Raw genomic sequence first — 14,685 nt, 5'->3', positions numbered from 1 at the left:
TGATTACTGCGTTAAAGTGAGGAAATGTATTTGGATAAGCTAGTTGTTAATTATGTAGCAAGAGAACGGAGATTTGCACGCTTAAAAAATAACAGGGTCGAGAAGCTTTTTATTGATCAGCCGAAGCAAAGGTCATCGGTTGGAAATATTTATATGGGAACGGTTTCCAAGGTCATGCCTGGGCTGAATGCTGCCTTTGTAGAAATTGGTGAAGAGGAAAGCGGCTTTCTTCATCGCGATAAATTGGCTTCCTACATTCAATCTAACGAAGAAAAGCTTGTTAAGGATAAAAAGAGTATTTCTTCCTATGTGCATCAGGGGGAAAAGCTTCTTGTGCAGATTGAGAAGGATGCGACAGGAACGAAAGGCCCGAGATTGTCGGGGCTGATTGAGTTTTCCGGCGATTCTCTCATTTATATGCCCAATGGCCGTTATGTAGCCGTTTCAAAAAAGATTGAGGATAGTGCTGCTAGAGAAAAATGGCGCCAGTTTGGCTATCGTCTTAAAGAAGAGAACGAAGGGCTGATTTTCAGGACCTCCTCTCAAAAGAAACAGGAAGCTGAACTGATTGAAGAGCTTGAAAAGCTTAGGATGGAGTACAGGGATATCTTAAGGACAGCTGAAGCTCTAAAAAAGCCAGGAAAAGTATTTGAAGTGGATTCCTTTATTGAGGAAATTTTCGAAGAAATAAAGGACCTGAAAGAAGGAGAAGTAGTTTTAGACGATTTAAACCTGAAAAATTTGCTCCAGCAATCCAGCAGTCTCCCTATTCACCTGCATACCGGCAGGGAAAATATTTTTGCTGCCTATAAAATAGAAGCTGAGATTGACAAAGCGCTAAAGCGTATTGTTTGGCTTGAAAATGGGGCTTACCTGATTTTTGACGAAGCAGAGGCCTTAACGGTTATAGATGTGAATACTGGAAAATTTACCGGTAAACAGGATCGTAGTGATACCGTTTTGAAGACGAATGAATGGGCAGCTGAAGAAGCTGCAAGGCAAATCCGGCTTAGGGATATTGGCGGCATGATTTTAATTGATTTTATCGATATGAAAGAAGAGTCTGACCGAAAGCATATTCTCGCCAAAATGGAAGCTGCCCTGAAGGAAGATGATAGGCGGACTAATTTGGTGGGATTTACCCCGCTTGGAATCCTTCAGCTGACCAGAAAGAAAACGAAGCCGGCGATTTCTGAGTCACTTACCGAAAGGTGTACAGTATGTGAAGGTACCGGAAGGGTTTTGAGTAGTGAAACGATTGCATTCAGACTTGAAAGGGAATTATGGGAGCATCGGGGCCAGTACCATGAAGCCGTTTTGGTTGAAACCACACCGGAGGTAGCAGTGGTCTTTTCCGGTGAGAATGGAATCCATAAAAAAAGAATAGAAGGCAGTATCGGCTTGAAAGTGATCTTTTCCATCAAGGAGACTTGTAAGCCATTTTATGAAATAAGGCAATTTGGCAATGCGGAAGAATTAAAGAAAAAGCAGGCGAGGGAAAAATAATCCCGGCCTGCTTTTGTTTTGGGAAGCATGAGCATTATTTGCCACTTTCCCAGGAAGGCCAAAAGCTATATAATAGATAAGGCATGCCAGTAAAATATTTAATTGGATGCCTTTCGGAAGAATCATATAATTCTTATTGACATGATTATTCATTATATGATAGGATTTTCATGTTATGTTTGTAGCGCACCCGTGCTACAACCGCTCAGAACAGGTTGTTAAGTCCGCGCAGTTATGTCTGGCTGCGAGTGCCGATAAACAGGCACTCTCCGCTTTTCTTGTCGGCGCCTGGGATGGCGAGTCTTAGTCTAAGAGGAGGTGCAGTTCATGTACGCGATTATTGAAACTGGCGGAAAGCAATTACGTGTAGAAGAAGGTCAAGCTATCTACATCGAAAAGCTTAACGCAGAAGCAGGCGAAACAGTTACTTTTGAAAAGGTTCTTTTCGTTGGCGGAGATAGTGTAAAAGTAGGAAGCCCTGTAGTTGATGGTGCTACTGTTACAGCTAAAGTTGAAAAACAAGGCCGTCAAAAGAAAATCACTGTTTTCAAGTACAAAGCGAAGAAAAACTATCGCAAGAAGCAAGGTCATCGTCAGCCATACACTAAAGTAGTGATTGAAAAAATCAACGCTTAATAAGGCGATATTAGATGATTAAAATTACGATTAATCGTAAAAGTTCCGGAAATATTCATTCGTTTGAAATTAGCGGCCATGCATTCTTTGCAAATAGAGGAAAAGATATCGTCTGTGCAGGCGTATCTGCTGTCTCCATTGGCGCAATCAATGCCGTGCACGCCTTAACCGGTGTGACGCCAGAGATTGGCCATGGGGAAGATGGCTTTCTCCGCTGTGTTCTGCCGGATCTGCCGGAGGATGTAAATGAGAAAGTCCAACTTCTTCTTGAAGGCATGGTCATATCATTGCAGACGATTGAAGAAGACTACGGAAAGTATATAAACATTACCTTCAAAAAGCAGGAGGTGGAATAAATGCTATTAAAATTAGATCTTCAGTTGTTCGCTTCTAAAAAGGGAGTAGGTTCTACAAAGAACGGCCGTGATTCAATCGCTAAGCGTCTTGGCGCTAAGCGTGCAGACGGACAATTCGTAACTGGCGGCTCTATCCTATACCGTCAGCGCGGTACTAAGATCTACCCAGGTGTAAACGTGGGTAAAGGCGGCGACGACACACTATTTGCGAAAGTAGACGGTGTTGTTAAGTTCGAGCGTCTAGGACGTGACCGTAAGCAAGTGAGCGTATATCCTGCAGCTCAAGAGGCGTAAGCCTTTCGAGAAAACCCTAGCCCACAAGGTTAGGGTTTTCTTTTTGGTTAAAAAGGATCAACTATGCACTTCTGCTTTATAAGCTGTGTAAAGGCTCATTATTGATTTTAGCACCCTGTTGATTGGAGCGGGAGGTGGGAGATCGCCGGAAATGTAAAGTCGCATTTCCCTCGTGCGTTATTATTTAAGGGTGCTTATTCAATGTCCTGCGGGAAGAAGCGAGTCAAAGTGAGACCCGCAGGTGCAGAGAGACGAGGAGGCTCCCTGACCGTCCGCCGTTCGCTGACCTGGAGAGGAAATCAACAGGTAAGACTAACAGAGCTTTTAATTAAGTAATTTATAGCTTTTTAGAAGGGAGCAAACTATTTTAGAGTCCGTGTACCCTTCTTATACATAAAGCAATATTTTCTTATTTAGTATAAAATTGCTTACTGCCATTTAGTTTTTTGATATACTTACAGCAAGCAGCAGTCTTCTGACACCTTAATAACCATACAGGAGTGCATATATGGAAAAAGACTGGAATATGATTGAGGTACTGCGTCATGCCCGGCATGACTGGCTAAATAAAATACAATTAATTAAAGGTAATCTTTCCCTTAACAAGGTTGACAGGGCAAAGGAAATTATAGATGAAATTGTGGTGGAAGCACAGCAGGAAGCAAAACTGTCGAATTTAAACCTTCCACAATTTGCTTCACTTCTTTTCACATATAACTGGGAGAATCATTCCTTCCAGCTTGAATATGAAGTCCTGGATGATGCAATAGCAGGACGATTGAATGATTGCATTCTTTCTGAGTGGACAGGCTCTTTTTTTGACTGTCTTAATTCATCAGTAAAGCCTTACCATGAAAATCATTTATCCGTTTCAATCGGTCATGAAAAAGAAGGTGCTCGTTTCTTTTTTGATTTTAGCGGAATAATAACAGATATGGACAGTTTGGAACAATTTTTAAAGAAGGAATACACTGACATAACTGTAGCTGTTCAGGAATTAGCTGAACAGGAGCTAGCGCTGGAGCTTTTTGTGCCATTTGCTGCAAATGGCAGAGAGTGATTTCCGTCGTAAAAAGTAATACTATAAAGTGAAACTCTGCAGGTTTGGGGGTAATCCTTCAAAGTAGGAGTGGATCCAGTCAGTACCGGCTGTTTGGCTGAATGCCAGACAAACGGGACATACTGCAGACGGGAGGAATAAAAAATGTTTGTCGATCAAGTCAAAGTTTATGTAAAAGGCGGCGACGGGGGGAACGGAATGGTTGCTTTCCGCCGTGAAAAATATGTGCCGAATGGCGGCCCTGCCGGGGGTGATGGCGGTAAAGGCGCCGATGTTGTTTTTGAAGTAAATGAGGGTTTGCGTACGTTAATGGATTTCCGTTATCAGCGCCATTTTAAAGCGCCTCGCGGTGAACATGGAATGTCCAAGAACATGCATGGCAGAAATTCAAAAGATATGATTGTAAAAGTCCCTCCTGGCACAGTTGTAACGGATGCAGAAACTGGCGAAGTAATAGCAGACTTAACAGAGCATGGCCAAAGAGCTGTTATTGCCAAAGGTGGACGGGGCGGGAGAGGAAACACCCGATTTGCAACACCTGCGAACCCAGCACCAGAATTGTCAGAGCATGGTGAGCCTGGCCAGGAAAGGGATGTAGTTCTTGAACTAAAGCTTCTTGCAGATGTAGGTTTGGTCGGTTTTCCAAGTGTAGGAAAATCCACGCTTTTATCTGTTGTATCCTCTGCAAGGCCGAAAATTGCCGAGTATCATTTTACAACCATTGCACCTAATTTGGGCGTGGTTGAAACAGAAGATGGACGTAGCTTTGTTATGGCAGATTTGCCGGGGTTAATCGAAGGCGCCCATTCAGGAGTAGGTCTTGGCCATCAATTTTTAAGGCATATCGAGAGGACAAGGGTCATTGTTCACGTTATTGATATGGCAGCAGTAGAAGGTAAAGATCCTTATGAAGATTATTTAACCATTAATAACGAGTTGAAAGAGTACAACCTGCGATTAACAGAAAGACCGCAAATTATTGTTGCTAATAAAATGGATATGCCGGAATCAGAAGAAAACCTTGAGAAATTTAAAGAGCGACTGGAAGAGGATTACCCAATCTTCCCTATTTCGGCTGTTACACGCCAGGGGCTAAGGGACTTATTATTTGCAATCGCTGATAAAATCGAAGAAACACCTGAATTTCCTCTTACACATGAAGAAGAGGGAGAAGAAACGGGAGTTCATCGCGTTCTTTACAAACATGAAGCCGATCAAACAGAGTTTGTTATTACAAGGGATCCGGCTGGAGTGTTTGTTGTATCTGGAGATGCAATTGAGAAGCTCTTTAAGATGACGGATTTCTCGAGAGACGAATCCGTCCGCAGATTTGCAAGGCAGCTGCGCGGTATGGGTGTAGATGATGCTCTTCGCGAAAAAGGAGCAAAAGACGGCGACACCGTCAAGCTTCTTGATTACGAATTCGAGTTTATTGACTAACCTTCTCGATTGACGGGGTGGAGAAATGAGAAAAGATAGATTCGATAAAAAATTTTATTTGGTTCGCGAAGATGTTTTGCCTGAAGCAATGAAAAAAACATTGGATGCGAAGGAAATGATCGAAAGGGGAAAGGCTGAGTCAGTTTGGGACGCCGTCCAGAAAGTTGATTTGAGCCGGAGTGCTTTTTATAAATACAGAGACACTGTATTTCCTTTTCATACCGTTGTAAAAGAACGGCTTATAACATTATTTTTTCATTTGGAAGACCGGTCGGGGACACTTTCCCATTTGCTGGGAGTAGTGGCATCCTCAGGATGCAATGTCCTCACGATTCACCAGACTATTCCCCTTCAAGGGAGGGCAAATGTCACTTTATCCTTGAATGTAACTGACATGGGGATAGACATTGATGAGCTTTTAACCAGGCTCCGAAAATTGGAATTTGTAGAAAAAGTAGAGGTGCTGGGAACAGGTGCGTAGGGAATTGCGCACCGGTATCCGGCCCTTTTTTTTACTAGGCTATGCTAAACTTGGCTGTTGATTTCCGCTCAGGAAGTTCACTTTTTGCGGGCGGTCCAGGAGCCCCTCGGTGAACTCCCGCAGGACATTGAACCAGCACGCACCCTCGAATAAACACCGCACGAAAAAATGCGAATATATTTTCGAGGAGTCTTACGCATTCCGCTCCAACAATGTGCCAAAATCAACATTAAGCTTTTACTAAGCTTTTCACTAAAAGGAGTTAACGCAGTTAAATAATACTCATATAAACTATGATTCCAATATTTATATCGCATAAGAAAAGACTAAGGCTGTGCGAATGCCTGGGTTTTCTAAAATTTTCATTTTGTAATTTACATACATTTGTTAAAGTGGTAAAGTATAAAGAAAGTTTTCAGTAAGTTGAAACAACTCTGACGAAGGGGGGAAGTTACCGTGAAAATTGGATTCTTGGGCCCGAAGGCAACGTTCACAGATATAGCGGTTAGGGGCTTATTTCCGGAAGGGACAGCAGTTCCCTACCCGACAATACCCGCTTGCTTTGATGCTATCATTGGAAATGAAATAGACTTGGCGGTAGTTCCTCTTGAGAATGCATTGGAAGGTTCAGTGAACATTACTCTAGATTATTTAATCCATGAGGTAGATTTGCCGATAGTTGGCGAACTAACAGTACCTATACGCCAGCATTTTATGGTCCATCCCGACAATTTGGAGGATTGGGCAGAAACAGATGTGGTTTACAGCCATTCCCATGCCATTGCACAATGTCACAAATTTTTACATAAAGAGCTGAAGGGAATTGCATGTGAAAGTACAACTTCCACGGCTGCCGCAGCACAATATGTTAAAGATCATCCAGGTGAGAAAGCTGGTGCCATTGCCAATGAATTAGCTGCACATGTGTACGGATTGGCTATTGCAAAAGAGGATATACACGACTTTGATTTCAACCATACAAAATTCATTGTTTTATCCAATAAGAAAATCACAATCGAAGAAGACAGGCAAGAGTTTTCCGGACATAAAACGACTGTCATGGTTACATTGCCGGCTGACAGGGCAGGAGCGCTTCACCAAGTTCTTTCTGCGTTTGCTTGGAGGAAATTAAATTTAACTAAAATAGAATCAAGACCAATGAAAACGGGATTGGGCAATTACTTCTTTATCATAGATGTAGATATGAAACAGGATGATGTGCTGATCCCCGGGGCGGTTGCCGAATTGGAAGCATTAGGATGCAGTGTGAAAATATTGGGGAGTTACCCGTATTTCCAGCTGCATAAAAAGGAAAGTAAGGTCCTTCAAGACTAAATGGCTTCGTATATGCGTGTTTTAATCATTTTTTGCTAATAAATTTATTTGGATGTATACAAAAGGATCCGTTTTGATGGATCCTTTTTACCTTAATAAATTTAATCAATTTACAAGATTATCCTGCATCACACCCTATGTACGGAAAAAATGTTTCAAGAGTCTGGGATATGCTTACTTTCAGAATACATGAATGTTTTCCTATTTTTGGGTCATTGCTTGTTCCTGTACGGTTTTCAGTGGCTATAAAAAAAACACTCCCGGCAGTGCCGAAAGTGCGTCTCATATTATAGGTCAATTAAAAACCCTGCTTTTTTTAATGACTGTTCAGCTTCATCCAGTTTTTGATCGGATGGCGCCGAGATGGTGTGAAGGTGTATGCCGTCCGTTAGTTCTGATAAGAAAGCCGCATTTGTGGCTTTTATTTTTTCCATAAACTGCTTTACTTCTTTACGGGTCGACACCATAACAGAAGCGGTTAAATCCCCATACACAGGATGCTCGATTTTTACATCCTTTATTGTGACCCCGTGATCAACAAGGAGATTTAATTCTTCTTCGGTCCTCTCGGGGTGGTGATGGCAGGCAATGGTACGTTCAGCTGTAACAGAAGGAGACGCCTGATGAAGATACATATAACCCTGGCTTGTAGCAATGATCGGTTCGTTTCTTGCCTTAAGCAATGTAATATCTCCTACAATTACTTGCCTGCTTACATTTGTCTTTGCAGCAAGCTCACCGCCCGTAATGGGCTGCCCGCTTTCTTTAAGAAGCTGGAGCAAAAAGGACCTTCGTTCTTCACCGAGTACCTTTTTTTGTTCCTTCATGTTTTACTCTCCCTTACTTTCCGATAATGTCTCATTCTAACATAATAACCGGAAGAAGATAAAAACTTAGAGCGGCATTGATGCCTGTACGATTTCTGTAAGTGTTCTGCCTAAAGCTTTTGCTTCTTCGACGGATGTATCCCATCCAAAAGAAATTCGGATAAATTCCTTGCCGCTTTTTCCGGACACTCCGAGTGCCTCCATCGTTTTTGATATGGCCTTCATTCCTGTTCTGCAGGCGCTTCCAGTTGAAATGGAAAAGCCGTGTCTGTTGCATTCCAGCATGATATATTGCCCTTCAAGTCCTTTAATGCGCAATCCTAATGTCGAAGAAAGCTGGTATTCGCGCCCAAAGTCGTAAATCACGAATTCTCCTTTTGCAGTCTCAAGTTCTTGCAAAAGGGTATCGCGTAAAAGTTGAAAGTGGCTGGTATGGACGTTAAGATTTTCATATGCCTTTTGGGCTGCAACCGTCATCCCTGCAATACCTGGAACATTTACAGTTCCTGGCCTGAATCCTTTTTCATGGGACACTCCTGGTAAAAAAGCATCCCACCTTAGTCCGGGTTGAAGGTAAACAGCTCCAACCCCTTTTGGGCCATAAAATTTATGTCCTGAAATAGATAAACTGTCAACATTCGCTGCTATTTCTTTTAGATCTGTTTTGCCAAATGTATGGACACAATCACTGTGCAGCAAAATCCCTTTTGATTTGCAAATATCGCTAATTTCACGGATTGGCTGCAACGTGCCTATTTCAGGATTGCCGTGCTGAAGGGTAATTAATACGGTATCATCCCTTATGGACGACTTTAATTTCTCTAGGTCAATGCATCCATCTATTCCAAAAGGGACCTTGGTAATTTCATAGCCTTTTTCCAGACTGAGCTTTTCCAATATGATATGAATTGAAGAGTGCTCGGCCATCCCCATAATAATATGTTTCCCAATTTTCTCTGAAGAAGAAAGCAGTGCATGAATTGCAAGGAAATTCCCTTCCGTCCCCCCGCTTGTAAAGTAGATTCCTTCCCTCTCTATACCCAAAATTTTTGCAAGTTCCCCACGGCAGTTTTCGAGAAGACCCTCAGCCTCACTGCCTGTATCATGAAGGCTCCTTGAATTGCCAAAGAATTCAGTTGAAGCTTTTATATAGGCATCTGCCGCATCTCTATCCAGTGGACAAGTTGCGGCATAATCAAAGTATTTTATAATCACACCTGCTTTCGTTTTTTATAAATTTTTTTCTTTGGCTCTGTTAAACTTACCTGTTGATTTCCACTCAAAGTGCTCAGCTAATCGAGGGCGGTCCGGAGCCTCTTCGGCGGCTCCCTTTGACTCGCTTCTCCAGCACATTGAATGAACATCTTCGAATAAACACCGCACGAAGGAAATACGAATGCATTTTCGAGGGTCTCGCCCCTTCCGTTCCAATAAACAGGGTGCCAATATCAACAGTAAGCTTTAACAGATCCTTTTCTTTAAATACATACTGTTCTCTGCTAAAAACGGACAGAAGTTCCTCTTATTCTATGAAAAACTCTTGTCATAATTCTAAAACTATGTAAATATAGGTGTCAAGACACCTGTAAAAACAGGAGGTAAAAAGTGATGTACGCCGACGTTCTAATTATTGGAAGCGGGGTGGCCGCTTTGCAGCTGGCAAAGAAGCTGCGCCAAGACTTAAATGTGATAATTATCACAAAGTCTGCTGTGAAAAATGGAAATTCTTATATGGCACAAGGTGGGATTGCTGCTGCTCTCGGAATCAACGACCATCCCTCTAAGCACTACATGGACACACTTGAGGCAGGGAGATTCCATAATGATTTTGATGCAGTCTTGGCCCTTACAAATGAAGCCCCATCCCTTATTAATAGCCTTTTTGAAGAGGGCTGCATGTTTGATAGGGACTCAAACGGATTCCTCGCATTGGGCAGGGAGGGCGCCCATACAGAAAATAGAATTGTCCATGGAGGCGGAGACGCAACCGGAAAGACAGTAATTGATTTTATGCTATTAAAGAAATATGAAAACATTAGAATCATAGAAAATATGCATGTATTTGACTTGCTGATAAATGAGTCGGACGGCAGGTGCATAGGTGCAAAAGGAAAAGACACTAATGGTAATATTCACAGCTTCTTTTCAGAGCATGTTGTGCTGGCTACCGGCGGCTGTGGACAGCTATATGAATTTACATCCAATGCTGAAACCGTAACAGGAGATGGCATTGCCCTGGCATATAGGGCAGGAGCAAAGATCGTAGATATGGAATTCATACAGTTTCACCCTACTTTGCTCTATAAAGACGGCAAAGCTTTAGGCTTGGTCTCTGAAGCGGTAAGGGGGGAGGGTGGCCGTCTGGTCACTGATGAAGGCAAACCAATCATGGAAGGCATTCATCCTCAAGGAGACCTGGCACCTAGACATGTCGTATCACAGACCATTTACAATCTATTGAAAGAAGGAAAATCGGTCTTTTTGGATATTTCTCCTATTGAAAATTTCAAATCAAGATTTCCAACCATTACAGATATCTGTGAGCAAAATGAAGTAAACATAAGCCTGGGAAGAATTCCTGTTTCACCTGGCAGCCACTTCTTGATGGGAGGGATTAAAACCGATTTACTGGGAAGAAGCAGCATCCCCGGTTTGTATGCAATAGGAGAGGCTGCATGCACGGGCATACACGGCGCAAACCGCCTTGCAAGCAATTCGCTCCTGGAGGGCTTATTCTTTGGCAAAAAATTGGCGGAATGGATTAATGAACAGCCTGCCTGTGAATTCGGTGACAAGGATCCAAGTCCAGAGTCAGGAGGAGTGAGTCCTTTACCAGAGTATTTACCTTCCATAACTGAAATAAAGGCAAAAATGATGAAGCATGCGGGCATTATCAGAACAAAGGAAGGGCTGCTGAAGCAGCTTGCTTGGCTTGAGAGCTTTCAAATTGAAAAATGGATAGCAGCGGAATTAGATGATCTTTCCCAGGATGAGATTACAAGGGCATGCATGCTTATTACTGCATGGCTTGTAACCGATTCGGCCCTAAAAAGGACGGAAAGCCGGGGTGGCCATTTCCGCCAGGATTTTCCCTTTGAAAACAATCATGAATGGCTTAGAAAAAGGATTATTCAATGCCGAAAAATAGAAAAGGATGGTAAAAATGAACAAATTAAAGCTGCGATTGCAACTTGAACAATACTTCCTGGAGGATATTGGTGACCGTGACTTGACGAGCGAACTGATATTTGGGGATGGGCAGACAGGGAAGGTTGTTTTCATTGCCAAAGAAAATGGGATTTTTTGCGGAGAAGAAATTATCCGGGAAGGATACGCAGTTCTCCACTCAAGTGTGGATATTGACCTAAAAGTGCAGGACGGAGAAAAAATTGAGAAAGGCCAAATTCTTGCAGAAGCATACGGTCCTGCAGCTATTCTTTTAAAAGGAGAAAGAGTTATTTTGAATCTTCTCCAAAGAATGAGCGGAATTGCAACGAAAACAAATGAGGCTGTCAGGATTCTTAACAGCTCCCATACAAAAATCTGCGACACAAGGAAAACAACTCCAGGCCTGAGAATGCTAGAAAAATATGCAGTCAGGTACGGGGGCGGATTTAACCATCGTTATGGTCTTTATGATGCAGTTATGATTAAAGATAACCATATTTCTTTTGCAGGTTCGATTGCAAAAGCAGTGGAAGCAGCACGGTCTAAAATTGGGCATATGGTAAAGATCGAAGTCGAAACAGAGACAAAAGAACAGGTAATGGAAGCAGTTGAGGCAGGGGCAGATGTTATTATGTTCGACAACAGGAAGCCTGAAGAAATTAAAGAGTGGATCAGCCTTGTCCCTGAAAAAACCCTGACAGAAGCGTCCGGTGGCATAACATTAGAAAACCTGGCGAGTTATAGGGATACTGGGGTAGATTTTATTTCGCTCGGTTTTCTTACACATTCAGTAAAAGCGCTTGATATTAGCGTGGAAGTTACCGTCGAATAAAAAAAGTATATATGGCAAAGGGGGATAAAGGATATGAATATTTTTCAGACAGCAGAAAAACAATCAAATATTCTTCCGGCAAAATATCGCGAAATGACAGTTTTGGAACTCGAGTCACGTGTAAGGGAGATAAAAGAAAAGCTGGGGAAGAGGCTTTTTATCCCCGGTCACCATTACCAAAAAGATGAGGTTATTAAGTTTGCGGATGTCACTGGTGATTCATTAAAGCTTGCCCAGCTTTCGGAGGAGAACAAGGATGCAGAATATATTGTATTTTGCGGAGTCCATTTTATGGCTGAAACCGCGGATATATTGACTGCTCCAGTACAAAAAGTACTGCTGCCTGACATGCGGGCGGGCTGCTCCATGGCTGATATGGCAGATATACACCAAACAGAAAGAGCCTGGGTGAAGCTTGTTGATATATTTGGGGAAACCATGCTTCCTTTAACCTATGTAAATTCCACTGCAGCCATTAAAGCTTTCGTAGGCCGTAATGGAGGAGCAACGGTCACTTCTTCAAATGCTGAAAAGATGGTAAGTTGGGCATTTGAGCAAAAACCGAGGATCTTATTCCTGCCTGATCAGCATTTAGGCAGAAATACTGCCTATAACTTAGGAGTTGAACTTGATGAAATGGCCGTATGGAACCCGGTTTCAGATAAGCTGGAATATGAGGGCTCCCTTGAGAACGTTAAAGTGATCCTTTGGAAGGGCCATTGTTCCGTTCATGAAAATTTTACTGTGGAAAATGTAAAAGAAGTCCGCAAACAGTACCCGGAAATGAAAATCATTGTTCATCCTGAATGCAAAAGGGAAGTGGTAGCAATCTCCGATATGGCTGGATCAACGAATTATATAATAGAGGCAATTGAAAATTCCAAACCGGGTTCTTCATGGGCGATTGGAACGGAAATGAATCTGGTAAACAGGATTATCAATCAGCACCTGGATAAGCATATTATCTCTCTTAATCCGCATATGTGCCCTTGTTTGACTATGAACCGTATTGATTTGCCGCATCTGGCCTGGTGCCTGGAAACAATTGAGCAGGGTGAAGGCCACAATCGTATCCAAGTGGAAGAGCAGACAGCAGCTTTTGCCAAACTGGCATTGGACAGAATGCTGGAACGGCCATGATAAAATAAGAATCCTCCCCAAACGGGAGGATTTTTATTTAACAATCAACCCCCTCTCTTAATAGGATTTGAAGAAAAGAATAAATCATAATTTCAGGAAAAAAAGCATATCTTTTTGTGTAGATTGTTAGCAATTTGCCCATTTCTTCATACACTATATGGACTTACGCATAGGAGGGAATTCAGAGTGAAAATCCATATCGTACAGAAAGGGGACACTCTTTGGAAGATTGCCAAGAAGTACGGCGTGAATTTTGAAGAGCTGAAAAAGATGAATACACAGCTCAGCAACCCTGATATGATTATGCCCGGAATGAAAATAAAAGTTCCCGCAACTGGAGGCTCTATAAAAAAAGAAGCTCCAATCGGGGGCAAACCGGAAGCTAAAATAAATATGGGTGCCAAAAAGGAAATGCCAAAAGCCGAACACCCTTTTGCCAAAGAGAAGCCTATTACCATGCCTGTTGTTGAAGCACCAAAGGAGCAGCCTGTAAAAGAAGTGCCAAAACAGGCACCGCCAAAGAAAGAAATGCCCAAAGTTACGGCTCCAAAGGTTGAAATTCCAAAGGAAGTTCCAAAAGTTACTGCGCCAAAAGCAGAAGCGCCAAAGGAATTACCCAAAAAACCTTATACTCCAAAGATGCCAAAGCCAGTTATGCCGGAAATTGATATAAATAATTATTACATGATGAATATGTCTGCTCAACAGCCGGCACCACAGCAAAAGCCACTGCCTGTATCCGAAGTTAAACCACAGCAAAAGCCACTGTCTATTTCAGAGACTAAACCACAGCCGCAGCTCCCGCCTAAACCAGTCAATATCCTCCCACAGGCAAAGCCGATTGCAGAAGAAAGTCCGGAATCGCCTGAAAGTGAAACATCTATTTACACACAACAAGGAGGTCAATATCAGCCAATGTATCCATATAATCCTAATTGTTTTCCACAAATGCCGTTCCCGCAAGTCCAAGGTGCCATGATGCCAGAGCATCAGATGCCGCATCAAATGCCATCAGGAGTAATGGGAGCAGAATATATGGGCCATCAGATGCCACACCAGATGCCGCATCAAATGCCAATGGCCCAAATGCCACACCAGATGCCGCAAGTTCAAGGTGCCATGATGCCGATGGCCCAAATGCCACATCAAATGCCGATGGCTCAAATGCCGCATCAGATGCCGCATGTACAGGGTGCCATGATGCCAGAGCATCAGATGCCGCATATGGGTATGATGGCCGGGGTTGAGAGCCCAGATTACGATGAATCTTCTCCGTTTATGCCAACGGCCCAAATGCCGCAAATGCCATCAGGAGTGATGGGAGCGGAGTATATGGGGCAACAGAATCCGCATCAAATGCCATCAGGAGTAATGGGAGCGGAGTATATGGGGCAACAGAATCCGCATCAAATGCCATCAGGAGTGATGGGTGCCGGGTATGGCCAGCAGATGCCGCACCAAATGCCGCCAGGAGTGATGGGTGCCGAGTATGGCCAGCAGATGCCGCACCAAATGCCATCAGGAGTGATGGGTGCCGAGTATGGCCAGCAGATGCCGCACCAAATGCCATCAGGAGTGATGGGTGCCGAGTATGGCCAGCAGATGCCGCA

Annotated in this window: 14 protein-coding genes and 1 other annotated feature; of the genes, 12 read left to right on the top strand and 2 right to left on the bottom strand. The window is 43.0% G+C overall.

What is annotated here, in order from left to right:
• Positions 1 to 30 precede the first annotated feature (30 nt).
• The 8 genes from DFO73_RS24945 to pheA all read left to right on the top strand — a co-directional run bounded on the left by DFO73_RS24945 (position 31) and on the right by pheA (position 7,108).
• A complete protein-coding gene (locus DFO73_RS24945; protein ID WP_258309762.1) occupies positions 31 to 1,506 on the top strand; it encodes an Rne/Rng family ribonuclease in 1,476 nt (491 codons plus the stop codon).
• 189 nt (positions 1,507 to 1,695) lie between these two features.
• Positions 1,696 to 1,820: a sequence feature (ribosomal protein L21 leader region), on the top strand.
• Positions 1,821 to 1,833: 13 nt separating this feature from the next.
• On the top strand, positions 1,834 to 2,142 hold the full coding sequence (gene rplU / locus DFO73_RS24935) for a 50S ribosomal protein L21 (protein ID WP_076257366.1): 309 nt from the start codon (positions 1,834 to 1,836) through the stop codon (positions 2,140 to 2,142).
• A gap of 14 nt (positions 2,143 to 2,156) precedes the next feature.
• Positions 2,157 to 2,498: a ribosomal-processing cysteine protease Prp gene (locus tag DFO73_RS24930; protein ID WP_110067385.1), complete on the top strand. Its 342-nt coding sequence runs from the start codon at positions 2,157 to 2,159 to the stop codon at positions 2,496 to 2,498.
• Positions 2,499 to 2,792 (top strand): 50S ribosomal protein L27, encoded by a 294-nt coding sequence (gene rpmA / locus DFO73_RS24925; RefSeq protein ID WP_026585361.1) that lies wholly within the window; start codon positions 2,499 to 2,501, stop codon positions 2,790 to 2,792. It begins immediately after the preceding gene.
• 508 nt (positions 2,793 to 3,300) lie between these two features.
• Positions 3,301 to 3,852: a sporulation initiation phosphotransferase B gene (locus DFO73_RS24920; RefSeq protein WP_110067384.1), complete on the top strand. Its 552-nt coding sequence runs from the start codon at positions 3,301 to 3,303 to the stop codon at positions 3,850 to 3,852.
• Positions 3,853 to 3,996: 144 nt separating this feature from the next.
• Positions 3,997 to 5,292, top strand: a complete 1,296-nt coding sequence (obgE, locus tag DFO73_RS24915; RefSeq protein ID WP_110067383.1) for a GTPase ObgE — start codon at positions 3,997 to 3,999, stop codon at positions 5,290 to 5,292.
• Positions 5,293 to 5,317: 25 nt separating this feature from the next.
• Positions 5,318 to 5,773: an ACT domain-containing protein gene (locus DFO73_RS24910; protein WP_110067382.1), complete on the top strand. Its 456-nt coding sequence runs from the start codon at positions 5,318 to 5,320 to the stop codon at positions 5,771 to 5,773.
• 456 nt (positions 5,774 to 6,229) lie between these two features.
• On the top strand, positions 6,230 to 7,108 hold the full coding sequence (pheA, locus tag DFO73_RS24905; RefSeq protein ID WP_110067381.1) for a prephenate dehydratase: 879 nt from the start codon (positions 6,230 to 6,232) through the stop codon (positions 7,106 to 7,108).
• Positions 7,109 to 7,395: 287 nt separating this feature from the next.
• On the opposite strand, the gene DFO73_RS24895 is transcribed toward pheA, so the two are convergent.
• Both DFO73_RS24895 and DFO73_RS24890 read right to left on the bottom strand, forming a co-directional pair.
• A complete protein-coding gene (locus DFO73_RS24895; protein ID WP_110067379.1) occupies positions 7,396 to 7,935 on the bottom strand; it encodes a transcription repressor NadR in 540 nt (179 codons plus the stop codon).
• Positions 7,936 to 8,001: 66 nt separating this feature from the next.
• Complete coding sequence (locus DFO73_RS24890; RefSeq protein ID WP_258309761.1) at positions 8,002 to 9,150, bottom strand: IscS subfamily cysteine desulfurase; 1,149 nt, start codon at positions 9,148 to 9,150, stop codon at positions 8,002 to 8,004.
• 393 nt (positions 9,151 to 9,543) lie between these two features.
• Between DFO73_RS24890 and nadB the strand changes: the two genes are divergently transcribed.
• From nadB to safA, 4 genes are all read left to right on the top strand, one after another.
• The gene (nadB, locus tag DFO73_RS24885) at positions 9,544 to 11,130 is read left to right on the top strand and encodes an L-aspartate oxidase (RefSeq protein ID WP_110067378.1); all 1,587 of its coding nucleotides are present in this window, start codon (positions 9,544 to 9,546) and stop codon (positions 11,128 to 11,130) included.
• A complete protein-coding gene (gene nadC / locus DFO73_RS24880; RefSeq protein ID WP_110067377.1) occupies positions 11,099 to 11,935 on the top strand; it encodes a carboxylating nicotinate-nucleotide diphosphorylase in 837 nt (278 codons plus the stop codon). The genes nadB and nadC overlap by 32 nt, the downstream gene beginning before the upstream one ends.
• A gap of 33 nt (positions 11,936 to 11,968) precedes the next feature.
• Positions 11,969 to 13,075, top strand: a complete 1,107-nt coding sequence (gene nadA / locus DFO73_RS24875; RefSeq protein ID WP_110067376.1) for a quinolinate synthase NadA — start codon at positions 11,969 to 11,971, stop codon at positions 13,073 to 13,075.
• Between the two features lie 186 nt (positions 13,076 to 13,261).
• The coding region (safA, locus tag DFO73_RS24870) for a SafA/ExsA family spore coat assembly protein (RefSeq protein ID WP_110067375.1) at positions 13,262 to 14,685 on the top strand (1,424 nt) is incomplete at its 3' end.

This window comes from Cytobacillus oceanisediminis (assembly GCF_003182355.1).
Taxonomy (GTDB): Bacteria; Bacillota; Bacilli; order Bacillales; family Cytobacillaceae; genus Cytobacillus; species Cytobacillus oceanisediminis_A.
The sequence above is the reverse complement of the archived record's forward strand: the minus strand, read 5'-3'. Positions and strand labels throughout refer to the sequence as shown.

Coding starts and splice junctions, on each gene's coding strand:
- rplU (WP_076257366.1), top strand. CDS start 1,834: ATGTACGCGATTATTGAAACTGGCGGAAAGCAATTACGTGTAGAAGAA.
- DFO73_RS24930 (WP_110067385.1), top strand. CDS start 2,157: ATGATTAAAATTACGATTAATCGTAAAAGTTCCGGAAATATTCATTCG.
- rpmA (WP_026585361.1), top strand. CDS start 2,499: ATGCTATTAAAATTAGATCTTCAGTTGTTCGCTTCTAAAAAGGGAGTA.
- DFO73_RS24920 (WP_110067384.1), top strand. CDS start 3,301: ATGGAAAAAGACTGGAATATGATTGAGGTACTGCGTCATGCCCGGCAT.
- obgE (WP_110067383.1), top strand. CDS start 3,997: ATGTTTGTCGATCAAGTCAAAGTTTATGTAAAAGGCGGCGACGGGGGG.
- DFO73_RS24910 (WP_110067382.1), top strand. CDS start 5,318: ATGAGAAAAGATAGATTCGATAAAAAATTTTATTTGGTTCGCGAAGAT.
- DFO73_RS24895 (WP_110067379.1), bottom strand. CDS start 7,935: ATGAAGGAACAAAAAAAGGTACTCGGTGAAGAACGAAGGTCCTTTTTG.
- nadB (WP_110067378.1), top strand. CDS start 9,544: ATGTACGCCGACGTTCTAATTATTGGAAGCGGGGTGGCCGCTTTGCAG.
- nadC (WP_110067377.1), top strand. CDS start 11,099: ATGAACAAATTAAAGCTGCGATTGCAACTTGAACAATACTTCCTGGAG.
- nadA (WP_110067376.1), top strand. CDS start 11,969: ATGAATATTTTTCAGACAGCAGAAAAACAATCAAATATTCTTCCGGCA.